Genomic DNA, 13,252 nt, shown 5'->3' with positions numbered 1-13,252 from the left:
GTAGACGAGCTCAGCGCAGCGCGTACCCACCGTCGGGGTAGAGCGTCGACCCGGTGGTGTACGTGCTGCCGAACAGGTACAGCACCGCGTCGGCCACTTCGGACTCCTTCCCCACGCGGTGCAGCAGCGTGTCACGCGAGTACTGGTCGAAGCTCGCCTCCCGGACGTCCGCGGGCCGCCCGGCCCACAGGTCGCCGTCGATGGTCCCCGGCGCGACGACGTTCACCCGGACCGGCGCCAGCTCGACCGCGAGCCCCCGCCCGAGCCCTTCGACGGCGGCGTTGCAGGCGACGTACGCGGGCGCGGCGCCGGGCGGCCGGACGCTCGCCGCGCCGGACATCAGCACGATCGACGCATCGGGCGCCAGCTTCGGGACCGCGTGCTTGACGGCGTGGTACTGGCCCCAGAACTTCATCACGAACGGGCTGGCCGCGTCGGAATCGCTCAGCTCCCGCAGCGGCCCGACGGTGTAGGACGCGCCGGGCGTGAAGAGGTGGTCGACGCGGTCGAGCGCACCGAAGAACGCGGCCAGCGAGTCCTGATCGGTGTTGTCGACGACCTGCCAGGTCCCGCCGATGTCCTCGGCCGCCGCCGACAGCTTCTCCGCGGTCCGCCCGCCGAGGTGGACCGAAGCCCCGGCCGCGGCGGACCGCCGGGCCACCTCCCGCCCGATGCCCGAGCCGCCGCCGATGATCACGACGTGCTTCCCGGCCAAGCTCATCAGATCTCCTCCACGGGGACGAACTCGTGTGGCAGCCCGAACGCACCCGGGCCGAAGGTGGCCAGCGCTTCCGGCGTCCGCATCAGCGGCGGGGTCGAGATGCCGACCACGGTGACGCGCTGGCCGTAGCGCAGCGTTTCGGTGGTGATCGGCTCGGCCGTGGCCGACTCGAGGACGCAGATCAGGTCCGGCACCACGCACCGCACGGTTCCGTCCACAGTGGCCAGCAGGTTCTCGTTCTGGAACAGGATCTCCAGCTTGCTCGCACCGTCGAACGACACCGCCGCCGCCCGGCCGCGCGCGAAGCCCGCCTCGGTGCGGCGCTCCACATCGGACACCTTGCCGCGGAACAGCACCCGCAGGTGCTGGTATGGCGTCGAGCGCAACGCCGACGCCAACCGCTCGACCGGGTCCTCGTTGCGCTCACGCGCTTCCCGGATCGTCCGACCCACGGTCAGCGCCAGCGAAAGCGTTTGCGGCACGGCGGTCCGCTTCACGTCGGCGCCGCTCATCGCGTACTCGGCGATGTGCGCGACCCCGCCGAGCCGGATGGTGATCCCGCGGGCCAGCCATTCCATCCGCTTGTTGTCCGCGCCGGTGTCGATCACGGTCGTCTCGCCGCGTTCGCCGCCGATCGCCATCGGCGAGCCCGGGATACCGTATACACCGAACGTTTCCATCTGCAGCTCCGGGAACGCCCGGCCCATGCCGTCGGCGTCGACCACCGGCAGCCCGAGCCGGGCGCCGACGATCAGCGGGATCATCGAGTTGATGCCCCCGCACTCGATCGGCATGGTCGCGTCCGCGCGCTTCCCGAGGTGCTTTTCCAGCGTCCGCAAGGCCAGCACGGGCTCGGCGCCGTTGGGCAGCTTCTCGTGCACCACCGTCGGCGCGCCCATCTGCGCGGTCGGAATCACCAGGGCGTCGTCGTCCACTTCGGACGGGTCGAGGACGGTGATCGGCCCGTGCTCCCGGATGGCCTCGCGCACGAGCAGCCGCCCGACGTACGGGTCGCCGCCACCGCCGGTGCCGAGCACGGCGGCGCCGCGGGCGAGGTCGGGCAGGTCGTCCTCGGTCAGGATCCAGCTCACCCGGCCACCCCGATCGGGTCGATGTCGTAGCCGAAGTACCGCGGCCCGGCGAGCGCGATGCCCTCCGGCGTGTGCCAGCGCGGGTCGGCGGGCGCGGCGATCACGGTGACGCGCTGGCCGTACCGCAGCCCTTCGGTCGTCACGGCCTCGCCGGATTCACGCTCCAGCGTGCAGATCAGGTCGGGCACCGACGCTTGGACGACGCCGTCGCGCTCGGCCACCAGGTGCTCGTTCTGGAAGCGCAGCACCAGTTCCGCACCACTGTCGCCGTCCATTCCGGACAGTTTCGCCTCGCCGCGGGCGAAACCGGTGACCGTCCGGCGGGCGACGTCGACGACCTTGCCGGTGAACAGCCGCCGCCCGCCGAGCCGCTCGACGACCCGGGCGACGGGATCCTCGTGCGAAGCGCGCGCGGCGCGGACCAGCGCGCCCAGCTCCGCGCACAGGCTCAGCGTGCCCGGCACCAGGGACTCCCGCGCCTGCCCGCCGGACATCGCGTAGTTGCTGATCATCGCCGAGCAGCCCATGTCGATCGTCGCCGACCGCGCCAGGCGCTCCGCCCACCGGTTGTCGATGGTATCCAATACTCCGCGGTTGCCCTTTTCGTCGGCAATCGACATCGGAGTCGCGCGGATTCCATACAGTGTGGGAAGTACCATCTGCAGCTCGGGGAACGCGCGGCCCATGCCGTCGGCGTCGACCAGCGGCAGGCCGAGCTGCGCGGCCGCGACGACCGGGATGAGCGAGTTGACTCCACCGGCTTCGGCGCACGCGATGTGCGTCAGCTCCTTGCCGAGGTAGCCGGCGAGCGTGCGCGCGGCCAGGCCCACCTGCTCGGCCGAGGGCAGCTTCTCCACCATCACCGTGGGCGCGCCCATCATCGCCACCGGCAGCACGACGGCGTCGTCCCCCACCTCGGCCAGCGGGACCAGCGGCACCGGACCGTGCGAGCGGACCGCCGACAGCGCCAGCAGCCTGCCGATGTACGGGTCGCCACCGCCGCCGGTGCCGAGGATGGCGGCACCGCGGGCGATGTCGTCGAGGTCGTGTTCGGTGATCTCGCGCATCACGCCCCCAGCTGCAGGTCGCCGACGGCCTTGACGCGGATGCGCGTGGCGTTGCCGGGCAGGTACGGGATGGGCACCTCGTCGAAGTCGACGATGCCGACCGACGCCGGCGACGCACCGGCGGCGACCGCGCGGTCGACTGCCTCCTGCTTCGCCTCGTCGACCACGGCTTCCCGCCGGCCGGGCTCGATCACGTAGACGCGGTCGACTTCGCCGCCGATCTGCGCGATGGCCGCGCCGATCGCGTTGGCCACCGCGTAGTTCTCCGGCCGGTGCACCTCGCCGCAGCCGGCCAGCTCGTCCGGCAGCAGCACCGAGCCACCGCCGACCGCCACCACCGGCAGCGGCTCGGCCGACGTCCGCATCCGTTCGACCACATCGGACACGTCCGCGGCGATCCTGTCCAGCGCGGCCCGCACCAGTGAACGGTCCAAATGCGACACCAGCGACGGATCACCGATCTCCGCGCGACCCGCGGCGACCGCGATGTCGGTCGCGGTGAGCGTGTCCCCGCCGAAGACCAGTGCCTTCGACGTCAGTTCGTAGCCGACCGAGTCCGGGCCCACGGTGACGTTCCCGCGCACCCGGCTGCCGCCACCGATGCCGATCGACAGCACGTCCGGCATCCGGAAGTTGGTCCGGATGCCCGCGACGCTGACGTCGGTGGTCGCCTCACGCGGAAAGCCTTGCCGCAGCACGCCGACGTCCGAAGTGGTGCCACCGACGTCGACCACCGCACAGGTGTCCAAACCGGACAGCACGGCCGCGCCGCGCATCGAGTTCGTCGGCCCGGACGCGAACGTCGCCACCGGGTAGCGGCGGGCGAAGTCGACGTCCATCAGCGTGCCGTCGTTCTGGCTCAGGTAGAGCGGCGCGGTGATGCCCGCGCCGGTGACCGACGCGGCCAGCCCGTCGACGATGTGCGCGGCCAGCTCGCGCAGCGCCGCGTTGATCACCGTCGCGTTTTCCCGCTCCAGCAACCCGATCCGGCCGATCTCGTGGGACAGCGAGATCGCGACGTCCGGCAGCTGCGCGGCGATGATCTCGGCCGCGCGGGCCTCGAACTCGGCGTTGACCGGGGAGAAGACCGAGGTGATGGCGACGCTGCGCACCCCGGCCTCCCCCATGTCGTCGGCGGCCTTGCGCAGCTCGCTCTCGTCGAGCTCCGCGATGTGCCGCCCGTCGAACTCGTGTCCACCGTGGACCAGGTAGCTGCGCCCAGACACCGCGTCGACGAGCCGCTGCGGCCAGTCGACCATCGGCGGCAGCGACGCCCCGGCCGGCAGGCTCAGCCGCACGGCCGCGGTCGGCGCGAGCCGGTGGGCCTCGACGAGGGCGTTGATGAAGTGCGTGGTGCCGATCATCACCGCCCGCACCGCCGCCGGGTCGAACGCGCGTTGCCGCTGCAGGCCGTCGATCGCGGCGACGATGCCCGAAGTGACGTCCGCGGTCGTGCTGGTCTTGACCGAGGCGAGCACCTGACGGCCGTCGAGCAGGACAGCGTCGGTGTTGGTGCCGCCGACGTCGATGCCGATGCGCACGAATCTTTCTCCTTTGTGGACTAGACGGCGGGAGCGGGTTCGGCGTCGGCGGTCCGGCTGCTGCCGATCCCCCGCACGAGCCCGAGCTTCCCGGCGACGACGTAGAGGACGAAGGCCACGACGAGCGAGTTGATGCTCGGCAGGCCCCAGTCGACGAACTCGCCGAACAGCGCGGCGGCGATCCAGACGACGAGGGTGGCGGGCACCCACACCGGCGCGTCCTCGGGCACGGTTCCCCGCGCCCGCGCGGCTTCCAGGTCTCCGCGCCACTTCTTCACGACGAAGTACTCGGCGACCATGATCCCGGCGATCGGCGGGAACGCGACGCCCAGCACGGTGAGGAAGTCGGTGAACTTCGCCAGGATCCCGGCCGCGGCGAGCAGGCTGCCCGCGACGCCGAGCACGGCGGTCACCAAGCCGCGGTGGGCCTTGCGCCCGGACACCGTGCCGATGAAGTTCACGACGCCGAGTCCCGACGAGTACAGGTTCCAGTCGTTGATCTTCATCGTGCCGGCGATGACGATGAGCAGGCCGATCCAGCCGACCGACGACGTCACGATGGTGGTGATGCCGGCGCTGCCGACGGCGTGGGCGAGCAGGACGCCGGACAGGCCGATGACGTACTCGCCGAGGGTGATGCCGACGAGCGTCTGCTTGACGACGTCCGAAGTGGACCGGTTGAAGCGGGTCATGTCCGGGGTGATGACGGCGCCGACGATGAAGCCGCCGGCGACCAGCGTGGTGCCCTGCAGCAGGCTCAGCGCCGGGCCGGGCGGGGCCGAGGACACGAGCGAGCCGAGGTCGTGGCGGGTCAGTTCGGAGATGATCGACCAGCCGACGAGGATCAGGAACGCCGGCACGGTGAGGTAGGCCGTCCAGGCCATGGAATGGAAGCCGCGCACGACGATCGCGGTGACGAGCAGGCCGAACAGCAGCGCCCAGCCCCACTCCGGCAGGCCGCCGATGAGCGCGACGAGCCCCTGCGCGGATACTGCCGACTGGATACCGAACCAGCCGATGAGGCTGATTCCGATGGCGAGCCCGATGAGCGCCGAGCCGCCGCGGCCGAAGCCGGTCCAGCGGGCGATCATGGACGTCGAGAGGCCCTCGCGGACGCCGATGACGCCGACGAGGATGGTGATGAGCTCCAGGATGACCGAGCCGAGCGTGAAGGCCAGCACCGCGTTCCAGAAGCTCATCCCGAAGCCGACGGTGGCTCCGAGCAGGAACTGGGACAGGGCGGACACCTGGCCGAACCGCTGGACGGCGACCGACCACCACGAGTACCGGGCGTGGTCCGGCACTCTGGTGAGGGCATAGTCATCGACACCGACTGTTGAGGCCACGCCGACCTCCTACTGTGTTGTTGGTTGCCAATCCGACTACAGCCACGGCCGATGACTTTCGCAGCAACGGTTACGTGCCGCTCGACGGTCGGCCTACTTCCGGTCGGATTGGCAACTGGCGGAAGGGGAACGGTTCCCCGCACCGTAAGCAGCGGTCCCGACGGCGTCACCGTGCGATGTGCACAGCCTGAGCCTCAGAGCTGTGCACTCAGGCCAGCGGGTCCAGTCCGGTCAGCGTGACACTTTCCGCCCAGAGCCGCCCGGCGGCCGCGTCGTCGGTCAGGTTCGCCCAGCGCTCTTCGAGCTTCGGCCGGCCACGGAGGCCGAACACCCGCGGGCCCCACAGCTGCCCACCGGCGACGTCCGGGCCGAGCACCGCGCGGACGGCGGGCCGCGCACCGGCGTCCTTGCCCTGCAGCAGCACTCCCGCCGGCCGGCCGCGCAGCCACTGGCCCGCGGTGCGCGTGTGCACCGGCGGCCGCGACGGCGTCAGCGAGTCGAGCGCGCCACCGGGGTGGGCGAGCACGCTGAGCCGCTTCGAGCCCGCCGCCCGCAGCCGCCGGTCGAGTTCGAGGGCGAAGAGCATCTGGGCCAGCTTGGACCGTTCGTAGGCGCGCTTCGGGACGTAGCCACGTTCGCTCTGGAGGTCGGCGAAGTCGAGCTTCGCGGACTTCGCGGCGAAGCTGCCGGTGGTGACTATGCGTGCGTCCGGCGCCAGCACAGGCATCAGCCGGGCGATCAGCGCGAAGTGGCCGAGGTGGTTGGTGCCGAACATCAGCTCGTGGCCGGCGGCGGTCTCGCGGCGGGGCGGGTGGTCGAGCATGACCCCCGCGTTGGCGACGACGGCGTCCAGCTCGCCGGGGTCGGCGGTGGCGACCTGGGCCAGGTCGGCGAGGTCCAGCCGGAGGTGCGTGACACGCGCCCCGGCGACGCGCGAGCGGATCGACGTGATCGCGGCCGCGGCCTTCGCCGCGTCACGGCTGCCGAGCACGACTTCCGCGCCGGCCGAGGCCAGCTGCTCCGCGGCGAAATACCCGATCCCCGCGTTGCCCCCGGTCACCAGCACCCGCATCGACGTCCCCTCCCCGTGCCAAGCTGTCCTCCGTGGAGAACGCTACCGGGGAACGGGCCGGCTACCGGCGATCGGCGGGGTCGCCCCGCGGCGAGGCGCGCCGCCGGGAGCTGCTGGCGAAGATCACCGACGACGTCGCCGAGAACGGGCTGGTGGACTTCTCGCTGCGGCGCGCCGCACGGGCGGCCGGCACGACCCACAAGGTGCTGCTCTACCACTTCGAAAGCGCCGAGGACCTGCTCCGGCAGGCGGTTTTCGCCTTGCGCGAGCGAAGGATCGGCAACGCGCTGGCGGCGATCGCGGCGGAACCGGCGACGCTGAGCGACCGCGTCCGGGCCGCCTGGGTGAGCCTGCGCGACGAGGAGACGCAGTTGCGGCGCGTGCTCGATCAGGCGATGGGCCTGGCGATGTACGACCCGGGCCGGTACGCGGCGCTCGGGCACGGCGCGTCCCAGCAGTACCTCCCGACACTGATCTCGTTCTGCCCGGCGGGCTGGCCCGAGCGGCGCAAGCACGAGGTCGCGTCGATGATCCTCGCGACCCTGCGCGGGTTCCTCGTCGACCTGCTGACCAGCTCGGACGGCGCGGGCGCGGCCGCGGGGTTCGAGGCGCTGCTGCGCGCGGTCGAACGGGAAGAAGCGGCACCCCTCGACACGTTGTGAACCGCGTGGTTCACTTTTGGCATGCGGATCGAGCTGGCGGCGGGCACCGTCGAGTACACCGACACGGGCGGGCCGGGCCCGGTCGTGGTGTTCGTCCACGGCCTGCTGATGGACGGCTCGCTGTGGGACGGCCCGGTCGCTTCGCTGCCCGGTCACCGGTGCGTGGTCCCGACGTTGCCGCTGGGCGCGCACCGGAAGCCGATGCGTTCCGGCGCGGACCTGTCGCTGCCCGGGATCGCCGGGCTGCTGGCGGACTTCCTCGATGGCCTCGACCTGCGCGAGGTGACCCTGGTCGGCGTCGACACCGGCGGCGCGCTGGTGCAACTGCTGATGGCCGACGGGGTTCCGCGCGTCAGCCGGGTGGTGCTGGCGTCGTGCGACGCGTTCGACAACTTCCCGCCGGGACTGACCGGAAAGACGTTGTTCCTGGCCGGAAAGCTGTCGCCGGGGTTGTTCGGGGTGTTCATGCAGCAGCTGCGGCTGCGTGCGGTGCGCCGGCTGCCGATCGCGTTCGGCCGGCTCACCAAACGCGGTGACGCCGTTGCCGCACGCTGGATCCGGCCACTGCTCGCCGACGCCGGCATCCGCCGCGACACGGTTCGCGTCCTGCGGGAGTTCGCCGCGGCACCGGGGATCCTGGTGGACGTGGCCGAGCGGCTGCCGGCATTCGACCGGCCGGTGCTGGTGGTGTGGGCCCGCGAGGACCGCGTGATGCCGCCGGAGCACGGCGAACGGCTGACCGCCTTGCTGCCCAAGGGAAAGCTGGCACTGGTCGAGGACAGCTACACGTTGCTCCCGCTCGACCGGCCCGAGGAGTTCGCCCGCCTGGTGCGGGAGTTCACGACCGCCTGAGAGCGCTTACAACCGGCTCAGGCCGTGGAGGATGCGCTCCATCAGTTCGAGGCTCGGCCGGTTCCCCGACCCCTTCCGGGCGGTGTGCACGGCGACGATCCCCCGGTCCGCCAGGTCCGAGAGCAGGACCCGCGCCACCCCCAGCGGGATCCGGCGCCGCGCGGCGACCTCCGCGACCGACTGCGAAGTCCGCAGCAGCGCGCAGATCTCCGTCTCCTCCTGCGTGCTCCCCCGTACCACCGCCCGCCCCCGCTGCGTGATCGAGACGAGCGTCTCCACCGGCAGGTCGCGGGTCGGGCGGGTGCGGCCATGGGTGCGGAAGTACGGACGGACCATCCCCGCTCCGCCTTCTTCGAGCACGGACCCCCAGTGCACAGCCAGCTCCTCACGGCGATTAATCCTTGTCGGCGATTATTTGACCGGGTGATCCACTCTCCCGCAATCGACCGAACAGAGTAGTGCCGGAAAAACCGCTGATCAACGGCCTGGCGGCGGCGCAGTACTACCCCGAAGGACCAGGTGCGTCGCGACAATCGCGGGCGATGTCGCGATTTTTCCGCCGGACAATCTGGCGAGCAGGATGCGGCCGGCCCGCTCCCCGAGCTCCGCCACCGGCTGCGCCACGGTGCTCAGCTCGAGCAGGTCGGCGAGGTCGTGGTCGTCGAAACCGACCACCGAGACGTCCGACGGCACCCGCAACCCGGCGCGGTGCAGCGTCCGCAGCGCCCCGAACGCCATCTCGTCGGACGCGGCGAACACCGCGGTCGGCCGGCGGGGCAGGCCCAGCAACACACCCATCGCCCGCTCGCCGCCCGCGACGGTGAAGCCGCCGCCGGTCTCGAACGCGGGGTCCGGCTCGCGGCCGTCCTCCCGGCACACCGCGCGGTAGACCTCGCGATAGGCCGCGAGCCGCCGCACCGGCGTCGTGAACCCGAGCGGGACCGGGTCGTCCTCGCCGATGAACGCGATCTCGTGGTGCCCGAGCTGGACCAGGTGCCGCATCGCGCTCACCGCCGCGGCGTGGTCGTCGATGCCGACCGAGTCCGCGCCGGGCTCCTCGGTGCCGACCGTGACGAGCGGGGCGCCGAGCCCCAGCAGCAGCTCGCGTTCGGCCGCCGAAAGGGGCAGGGAAAGCACGAGCACCGCGTCGACCCGGCGGCGCAGCGGCAGGTCGGCGAAGAACCGCGCGCGGCCCGCGTCGTCGCCGAGGTTGTAGAGCAGCAGGCTGATCCCGGCCTCGCGCAGCACCCGCTCGACGCCGGAGATGAGGCGCGAGAAGTACCAGCGGTCGACGTAGGGGACGAGCACGCCGACCGTCCCGGTGCGGCCGGTCGCCAGGCTCGACGCGGCGGGCGAGATCGCGTAGCCCAGCTGCGCGGCGGCCGCCCGCACCCGGATCCGCGTGCGTTCGGCGACGCCCGGAACCCCGCGCAGCGCCCGAGACACGGTGGCCGCCGAGACCCCGGCGAGCCGGGCGACGTCGTCGAGCTTCTCCGGCATCGGCACCGCCCCTCCGTTGCAAGCGCTTGCAACCATCCGTGTTGCCGGCATTGACACCTGCCTTGATCAAGGCTAATCATCGATGCAAGCGCTTGCAATCGCGCGTCGCTGCCCGGCTAGGAGGCCGACATGCGCCAGCTCCTCCCCCTCGCGGGCGCGGCCGTGCTGGCCGGCACCGCGCTCGCCGCGTGCTCCTCGGCCGCGGGCCTGACGATCAACCTGTACATCTCGCCGGAGGACCACCTGCAGACGGTGGTCGACCGCTGCACCGCGGCGGCCGGCGGCAAGTACAAGATCGTCTACAACAAACTGCCGCGCGGCGCGGACGGCCAGCGCGAGCAGATGGTCCGCCGGCTCGCCGCGGGCGACGCTTCGCTGGACGTGCTCGGCCTCGACGTCACGTGGGTGCCGGAATTCGCCGAAGCGGGCTGGGCCGAGGAATGGACCGGCGCGAACGCGGCCGCGGCCACCCGGGACGTGCTGCCCGGCCCGCTGGCCACGGCCAAGTGGAACGGAAAGCTCTACGGCGCCACGAAGAACACCAACGCCCAGCTGCTCTGGTACGACGACCGGATCACGCCGTCGCCGCCGAAGAGTTTCGACGAGCTGATTACGCAGGCGCAGCAACTGAAAGCGGCCGGAAAGCCGTACCAGGTGGTGTTCACCGGCGCGCAGTACGAGGGCCTGGTCGTCTTCTACAACACGCTGGTCGCCTCGGCGGGCGGGCACATCCTGTCCGACGACGGCCGTTCGGTCGTGATGGACGACGGCGCGGTGCGCGCGCTGGAACTCCTCAAGCGGCTCACCACGGCGGGGGTCACCGACCCGTCGCTGACGAACCAGAAGGAGGACGACGTCCGCCAGGCCTTCCAGCGCGGCCACGCGGCGACCGAGCTGAACTGGCCGTTCGTCTACGCCTCCTACGCCAAGGAAAAGCCGCAGGAGCTGGCGCACTTCAAGTGGACGCGCTACCCCTCGGTGACCCCGGGGCAGCCGAGCCGGGTGACCATCGGCGGCTTCAACCTCGCGGTCAGCACGTACTCCCGGCACAAGCCTGAGGCGTTCGAGGCGGCGCTGTGCCTGCGGAACACGGCGAGCCAGAAGTACCAGGCACTGGTCGACGGTATCCCGCCGAGCATCGCGTCGATCTACCGCGACACCAGTCCCCTCGACGCGGCGAAACCGGCCGACGCCAAGGAAAACCCGACGATGGCCCAGCAGTACCCGATGAAGGACGACATCCAGGCGGCACTGACGGACGCGGCGGTCCGCCCGCTGACGCCGGCGTACCAGAACCTCTCGACGGTGATGTCGAAGGTCCTGTCACCCCCGGCCGAGATCGACGTCCAGGCCACGGCTCAGGAACTGCGCGAGCGCCTGGCCGATGCCCTGGCCTCGCGGGGGATCATCCCTTAGCCCGCGCCAGGCGCGCCTCGATGCCGTCGAGGAGGAAGCCGAGGCCCATCCGGAAGGTCTCGTCGGCGTCCAGGTGGGCGGCGTCGCGGATGACCGTGGCCAGCGCGGGGAACCGGCCGGTGGCGAAGGTCCGCTGCAGGTACGGCCCGTAGGCCCGCTGCCACTGCTCGGTGTCCAGCCCGGAGGTGCGCTCGGCCCGGCGTTCGGCGGTCTCGCGCCGCACCGCGCCGATCACGTAGGCGTCGACCGCGGAGACGATCGGCATGACGTCGTCCACGTCGACGCCGTCCATCGCGGCGATCACCGCCTCTCCCCTGGCCAGCGCGTTCGGCCCGAGCGACGGCCGCCCGCCGATCAGGTCGGCGAACCATTCGTGCCGCCGGACGGCCTGCCGGGTGGTTTCGGCGAGCGAGCACAGCACCTCGCGCCAGCCGTCCCCGGTAGGCCGGATCCCGGCGTGCACCGCGTCGGCCATCAGGTCGAGCAGCTCCTCCTTGGTGGCGATGTAGCCGTACAGCCGCATCGGCCCGACGTCCAGCGCCGCGGCGACCTTGCGCAGCGACACCGCCGCCAGGCCGTCCGCGTCCGCCAGCCGCACCGCGGCCTGGACGATCAATTCCCTGCTCAGCGGGGCCGGCACCGGCCGTTCCGGCGGCTCCGGCCGCTCCCACACCACCATGCCGCGGACAATACAACGCCCTCTGCGATACAGTGTATCGATCGATACGGTGAATCGGAGGAAGCCATGACCATCGCCATCGTCGGAGCCGGCTTGGGCGGCTTGGCCCTGGCCCGCGTGCTGCACGTCAAGGGCATCGAGGCCGTCGTGTACGAGCGGGAGCCGTCGCGCGAGGCCCGCGGCCAGGGCGGCATGCTGGACATCCATTCCGGCCAGCGAGCGCTGCGCGAAGCCGGCCTGCTCGACCGCTTCTTCGAGATCGCCCGCGGCGAAGGCCAGGACATGCGCCTCCTCGAACCGGACGGCACCCTGCTGCTCCAGGAGGACACGCCCGACGACGCGCCGATGCTGCGCCCCGAGGTCGACCGCGCCGACCTGCGCGACCTGTTCCTGGACTCCCTCCCCGACGGCGTCGTCCGCTGGGGCCACGCGTACGCGTCGGCGAGCGACGGCGTCGTGCACTTCACCGACGGGAGCAGCGCGGAGTACGACCTGCTGGTCGGCGCGGACGGCGCGCAGTCACGGGTGCGGGCCCTGCTCACCGACGCCCGCCCGGTGCACATCGGCCAGAACGTCGTCGAGCTCGGCATCCCCGACATCGACCGGACGCACCCGGACCTCGCGGCGATGGTCGGCCGCGGCAACTACTGGGTGTTCGGCAAGGGAATCTCCCTCGCCGCCCAGCGCAACGGCGACGGCCGCGTCCGCATCGGCATCAGCTTCTACAACACCGGCGAGGACTGGTTCACCACGAGCGACATCCCGTTCGACGACCCGGCGGCGGCTCGCGCGCGGTTGATCGACCTCTTGCCCGGGTGGGATCCCGGCATCACGGCGCTGATCGAGGCTTGCGACGACACGGTTGTTCCCCGCGCGATCACGACCCTTCCGCCCGGCCTCACGTGGCCTTCGAAGCCGGACGTGACGCTGATCGGAGATGCGGCGCACCTGATGCCGCCGGTGGGTGAGGGGGCGAACATGGCGATGCTGGACGGCGCTGTGTTGGGTCTCGCGCTGGCTTCGCAGCCGGACTTCCCTTCGGCGATCGGGGAGTACGAGCGGGAGATGTACGAGCGGACGGGGGCGGCCGCGCGGATGTCGGCGAAGATGCAGGAGCTGCTGATGTCACCCGACGCCAGCCGGCGGCTGCTCGAGTTCTTTCAGCCGAGCTGAGGGTCAGAGGCGGATGGGCTTCTTGTTCATGAACTATCCAGGCGGTCGACGGGCCTGGGGACGTTCTTGGGCACACCGCCTCTGACCTGCTCTTTTGTGTCTGTTGGGTCCGGTCGCGTCCGGGCCTGTCTG

13 protein-coding genes are annotated in these 13,252 nt (G+C 71.5%); 4 read left to right on the top strand and 9 right to left on the bottom strand.

Annotated elements, in window-relative coordinates:
• Positions 1-10: 10 nt before the first annotated feature.
• The 6 genes from H4696_RS00705 to H4696_RS00680 form a co-directional block, all read right to left on the bottom strand.
• A complete protein-coding gene (locus tag H4696_RS00705) occupies positions 11-721 on the bottom strand; it encodes an SDR family oxidoreductase (protein WP_086860094.1) in 711 nt (236 codons plus the stop codon).
• Positions 721-1,812 (bottom strand): DUF917 domain-containing protein, encoded by a 1,092-nt coding sequence (locus H4696_RS00700; RefSeq protein ID WP_086860092.1) that lies wholly within the window; start codon positions 1,810-1,812, stop codon positions 721-723. The genes H4696_RS00705 and H4696_RS00700 overlap by 1 nt, the downstream gene beginning before the upstream one ends.
• Entirely contained in the window at positions 1,809-2,879 is a 1,071-nt protein-coding gene (locus H4696_RS00695) for a DUF917 domain-containing protein (RefSeq protein ID WP_086860090.1), read from the bottom strand. The genes H4696_RS00700 and H4696_RS00695 overlap by 4 nt, the downstream gene beginning before the upstream one ends.
• Positions 2,879-4,420 (bottom strand): hydantoinase/oxoprolinase N-terminal domain-containing protein, encoded by a 1,542-nt coding sequence (locus H4696_RS51070; RefSeq protein WP_086860088.1) that lies wholly within the window; start codon positions 4,418-4,420, stop codon positions 2,879-2,881. Before H4696_RS51070 ends, H4696_RS00695 begins: the two co-directional genes overlap by 1 nt.
• A gap of 20 nt (positions 4,421-4,440) precedes the next feature.
• Positions 4,441-5,766, bottom strand: a complete 1,326-nt coding sequence (locus tag H4696_RS00685) for a purine-cytosine permease family protein (protein ID WP_086860086.1) — start codon at positions 5,764-5,766, stop codon at positions 4,441-4,443.
• Positions 5,767-5,974: 208 nt separating this feature from the next.
• Positions 5,975-6,838 carry an SDR family NAD(P)-dependent oxidoreductase gene (locus H4696_RS00680; RefSeq protein WP_086860084.1) on the bottom strand — a complete coding sequence of 288 codons (864 nt, stop codon included), beginning with the start codon at positions 6,836-6,838 and terminating at the stop codon, positions 5,975-5,977.
• 32 nt (positions 6,839-6,870) lie between these two features.
• Between H4696_RS00680 and H4696_RS00675 the strand changes: the two genes are divergently transcribed.
• On the top strand, positions 6,871-7,500 hold the full coding sequence (locus H4696_RS00675) for a TetR/AcrR family transcriptional regulator (RefSeq protein ID WP_086860081.1): 630 nt from the start codon (positions 6,871-6,873) through the stop codon (positions 7,498-7,500).
• Positions 7,501-7,521: 21 nt separating this feature from the next.
• The gene (locus H4696_RS00670; RefSeq protein ID WP_086860079.1) at positions 7,522-8,352 is read left to right on the top strand and encodes an alpha/beta fold hydrolase; all 831 of its coding nucleotides are present in this window, start codon (positions 7,522-7,524) and stop codon (positions 8,350-8,352) included.
• Between the two features lie 6 nt (positions 8,353-8,358).
• Here the strand turns inward: H4696_RS00670 and H4696_RS00665 are convergent, their stop codons facing one another.
• Together H4696_RS00665 and H4696_RS00660 are read right to left on the bottom strand one after the other, a co-directional pair.
• Positions 8,359-8,727, bottom strand: a complete 369-nt coding sequence (locus H4696_RS00665; RefSeq protein ID WP_143265069.1) for a DUF742 domain-containing protein — start codon at positions 8,725-8,727, stop codon at positions 8,359-8,361.
• A gap of 102 nt (positions 8,728-8,829) precedes the next feature.
• Positions 8,830-9,852, bottom strand: coding sequence for a LacI family DNA-binding transcriptional regulator (locus H4696_RS00660; RefSeq protein WP_086860096.1), 1,023 nt, complete (start codon positions 9,850-9,852; stop codon positions 8,830-8,832).
• Between the two features lie 129 nt (positions 9,853-9,981).
• On the opposite strand from H4696_RS00660, the gene H4696_RS00655 reads away from it, so the two are divergent.
• Positions 9,982-11,268 carry an ABC transporter substrate-binding protein gene (locus H4696_RS00655; RefSeq protein WP_192781974.1) on the top strand — a complete coding sequence of 429 codons (1,287 nt, stop codon included), beginning with the start codon at positions 9,982-9,984 and terminating at the stop codon, positions 11,266-11,268.
• Here H4696_RS00655 and H4696_RS00650 read toward each other — a convergent pair.
• A complete protein-coding gene (locus H4696_RS00650) occupies positions 11,258-11,947 on the bottom strand; it encodes a TetR/AcrR family transcriptional regulator (protein ID WP_143265449.1) in 690 nt (229 codons plus the stop codon). The two genes, H4696_RS00655 and H4696_RS00650, sit on opposite strands and share 11 nt — an antisense overlap.
• A 66-nt stretch (positions 11,948-12,013) precedes the next feature.
• Between H4696_RS00650 and H4696_RS00645 the strand changes: the two genes are divergently transcribed.
• Positions 12,014-13,120, top strand: coding sequence for an FAD-dependent oxidoreductase (locus H4696_RS00645; protein ID WP_086865097.1), 1,107 nt, complete (start codon positions 12,014-12,016; stop codon positions 13,118-13,120).
• Positions 13,121-13,252 lie beyond the last annotated feature (132 nt).

Source organism: Amycolatopsis lexingtonensis, from assembly GCF_014873755.1.
Taxonomy (GTDB): domain Bacteria; phylum Actinomycetota; class Actinomycetes; order Mycobacteriales; family Pseudonocardiaceae; genus Amycolatopsis; species Amycolatopsis lexingtonensis.
Note: the sequence above shows the minus strand (reverse complement) of the source record. Positions and strands in the feature narration are given on the sequence as shown.

Excerpts from the sequence above, each read along its gene's own strand:
- H4696_RS00695 (WP_086860090.1), bottom strand. The coding sequence starts at position 2,879 with ATGCGCGAGATCACCGAACACGACCTCGACGACATCGCCCGCGGTGCC.
- H4696_RS00645 (WP_086865097.1), top strand. The coding sequence starts at position 12,014 with ATGACCATCGCCATCGTCGGAGCCGGCTTGGGCGGCTTGGCCCTGGCC.
- H4696_RS00655 (WP_192781974.1), top strand. The coding sequence starts at position 9,982 with ATGCGCCAGCTCCTCCCCCTCGCGGGCGCGGCCGTGCTGGCCGGCACC.
- H4696_RS00680 (WP_086860084.1), bottom strand. The coding sequence starts at position 6,838 with ATGCGGGTGCTGGTGACCGGGGGCAACGCGGGGATCGGGTATTTCGCC.
- H4696_RS00670 (WP_086860079.1), top strand. The coding sequence starts at position 7,522 with ATGCGGATCGAGCTGGCGGCGGGCACCGTCGAGTACACCGACACGGGC.
- H4696_RS00650 (WP_143265449.1), bottom strand. The coding sequence starts at position 11,947 with ATGGTGGTGTGGGAGCGGCCGGAGCCGCCGGAACGGCCGGTGCCGGCC.
- H4696_RS00660 (WP_086860096.1), bottom strand. The coding sequence starts at position 9,852 with ATGCCGGAGAAGCTCGACGACGTCGCCCGGCTCGCCGGGGTCTCGGCG.
- H4696_RS00705 (WP_086860094.1), bottom strand. The coding sequence starts at position 721 with ATGAGCTTGGCCGGGAAGCACGTCGTGATCATCGGCGGCGGCTCGGGC.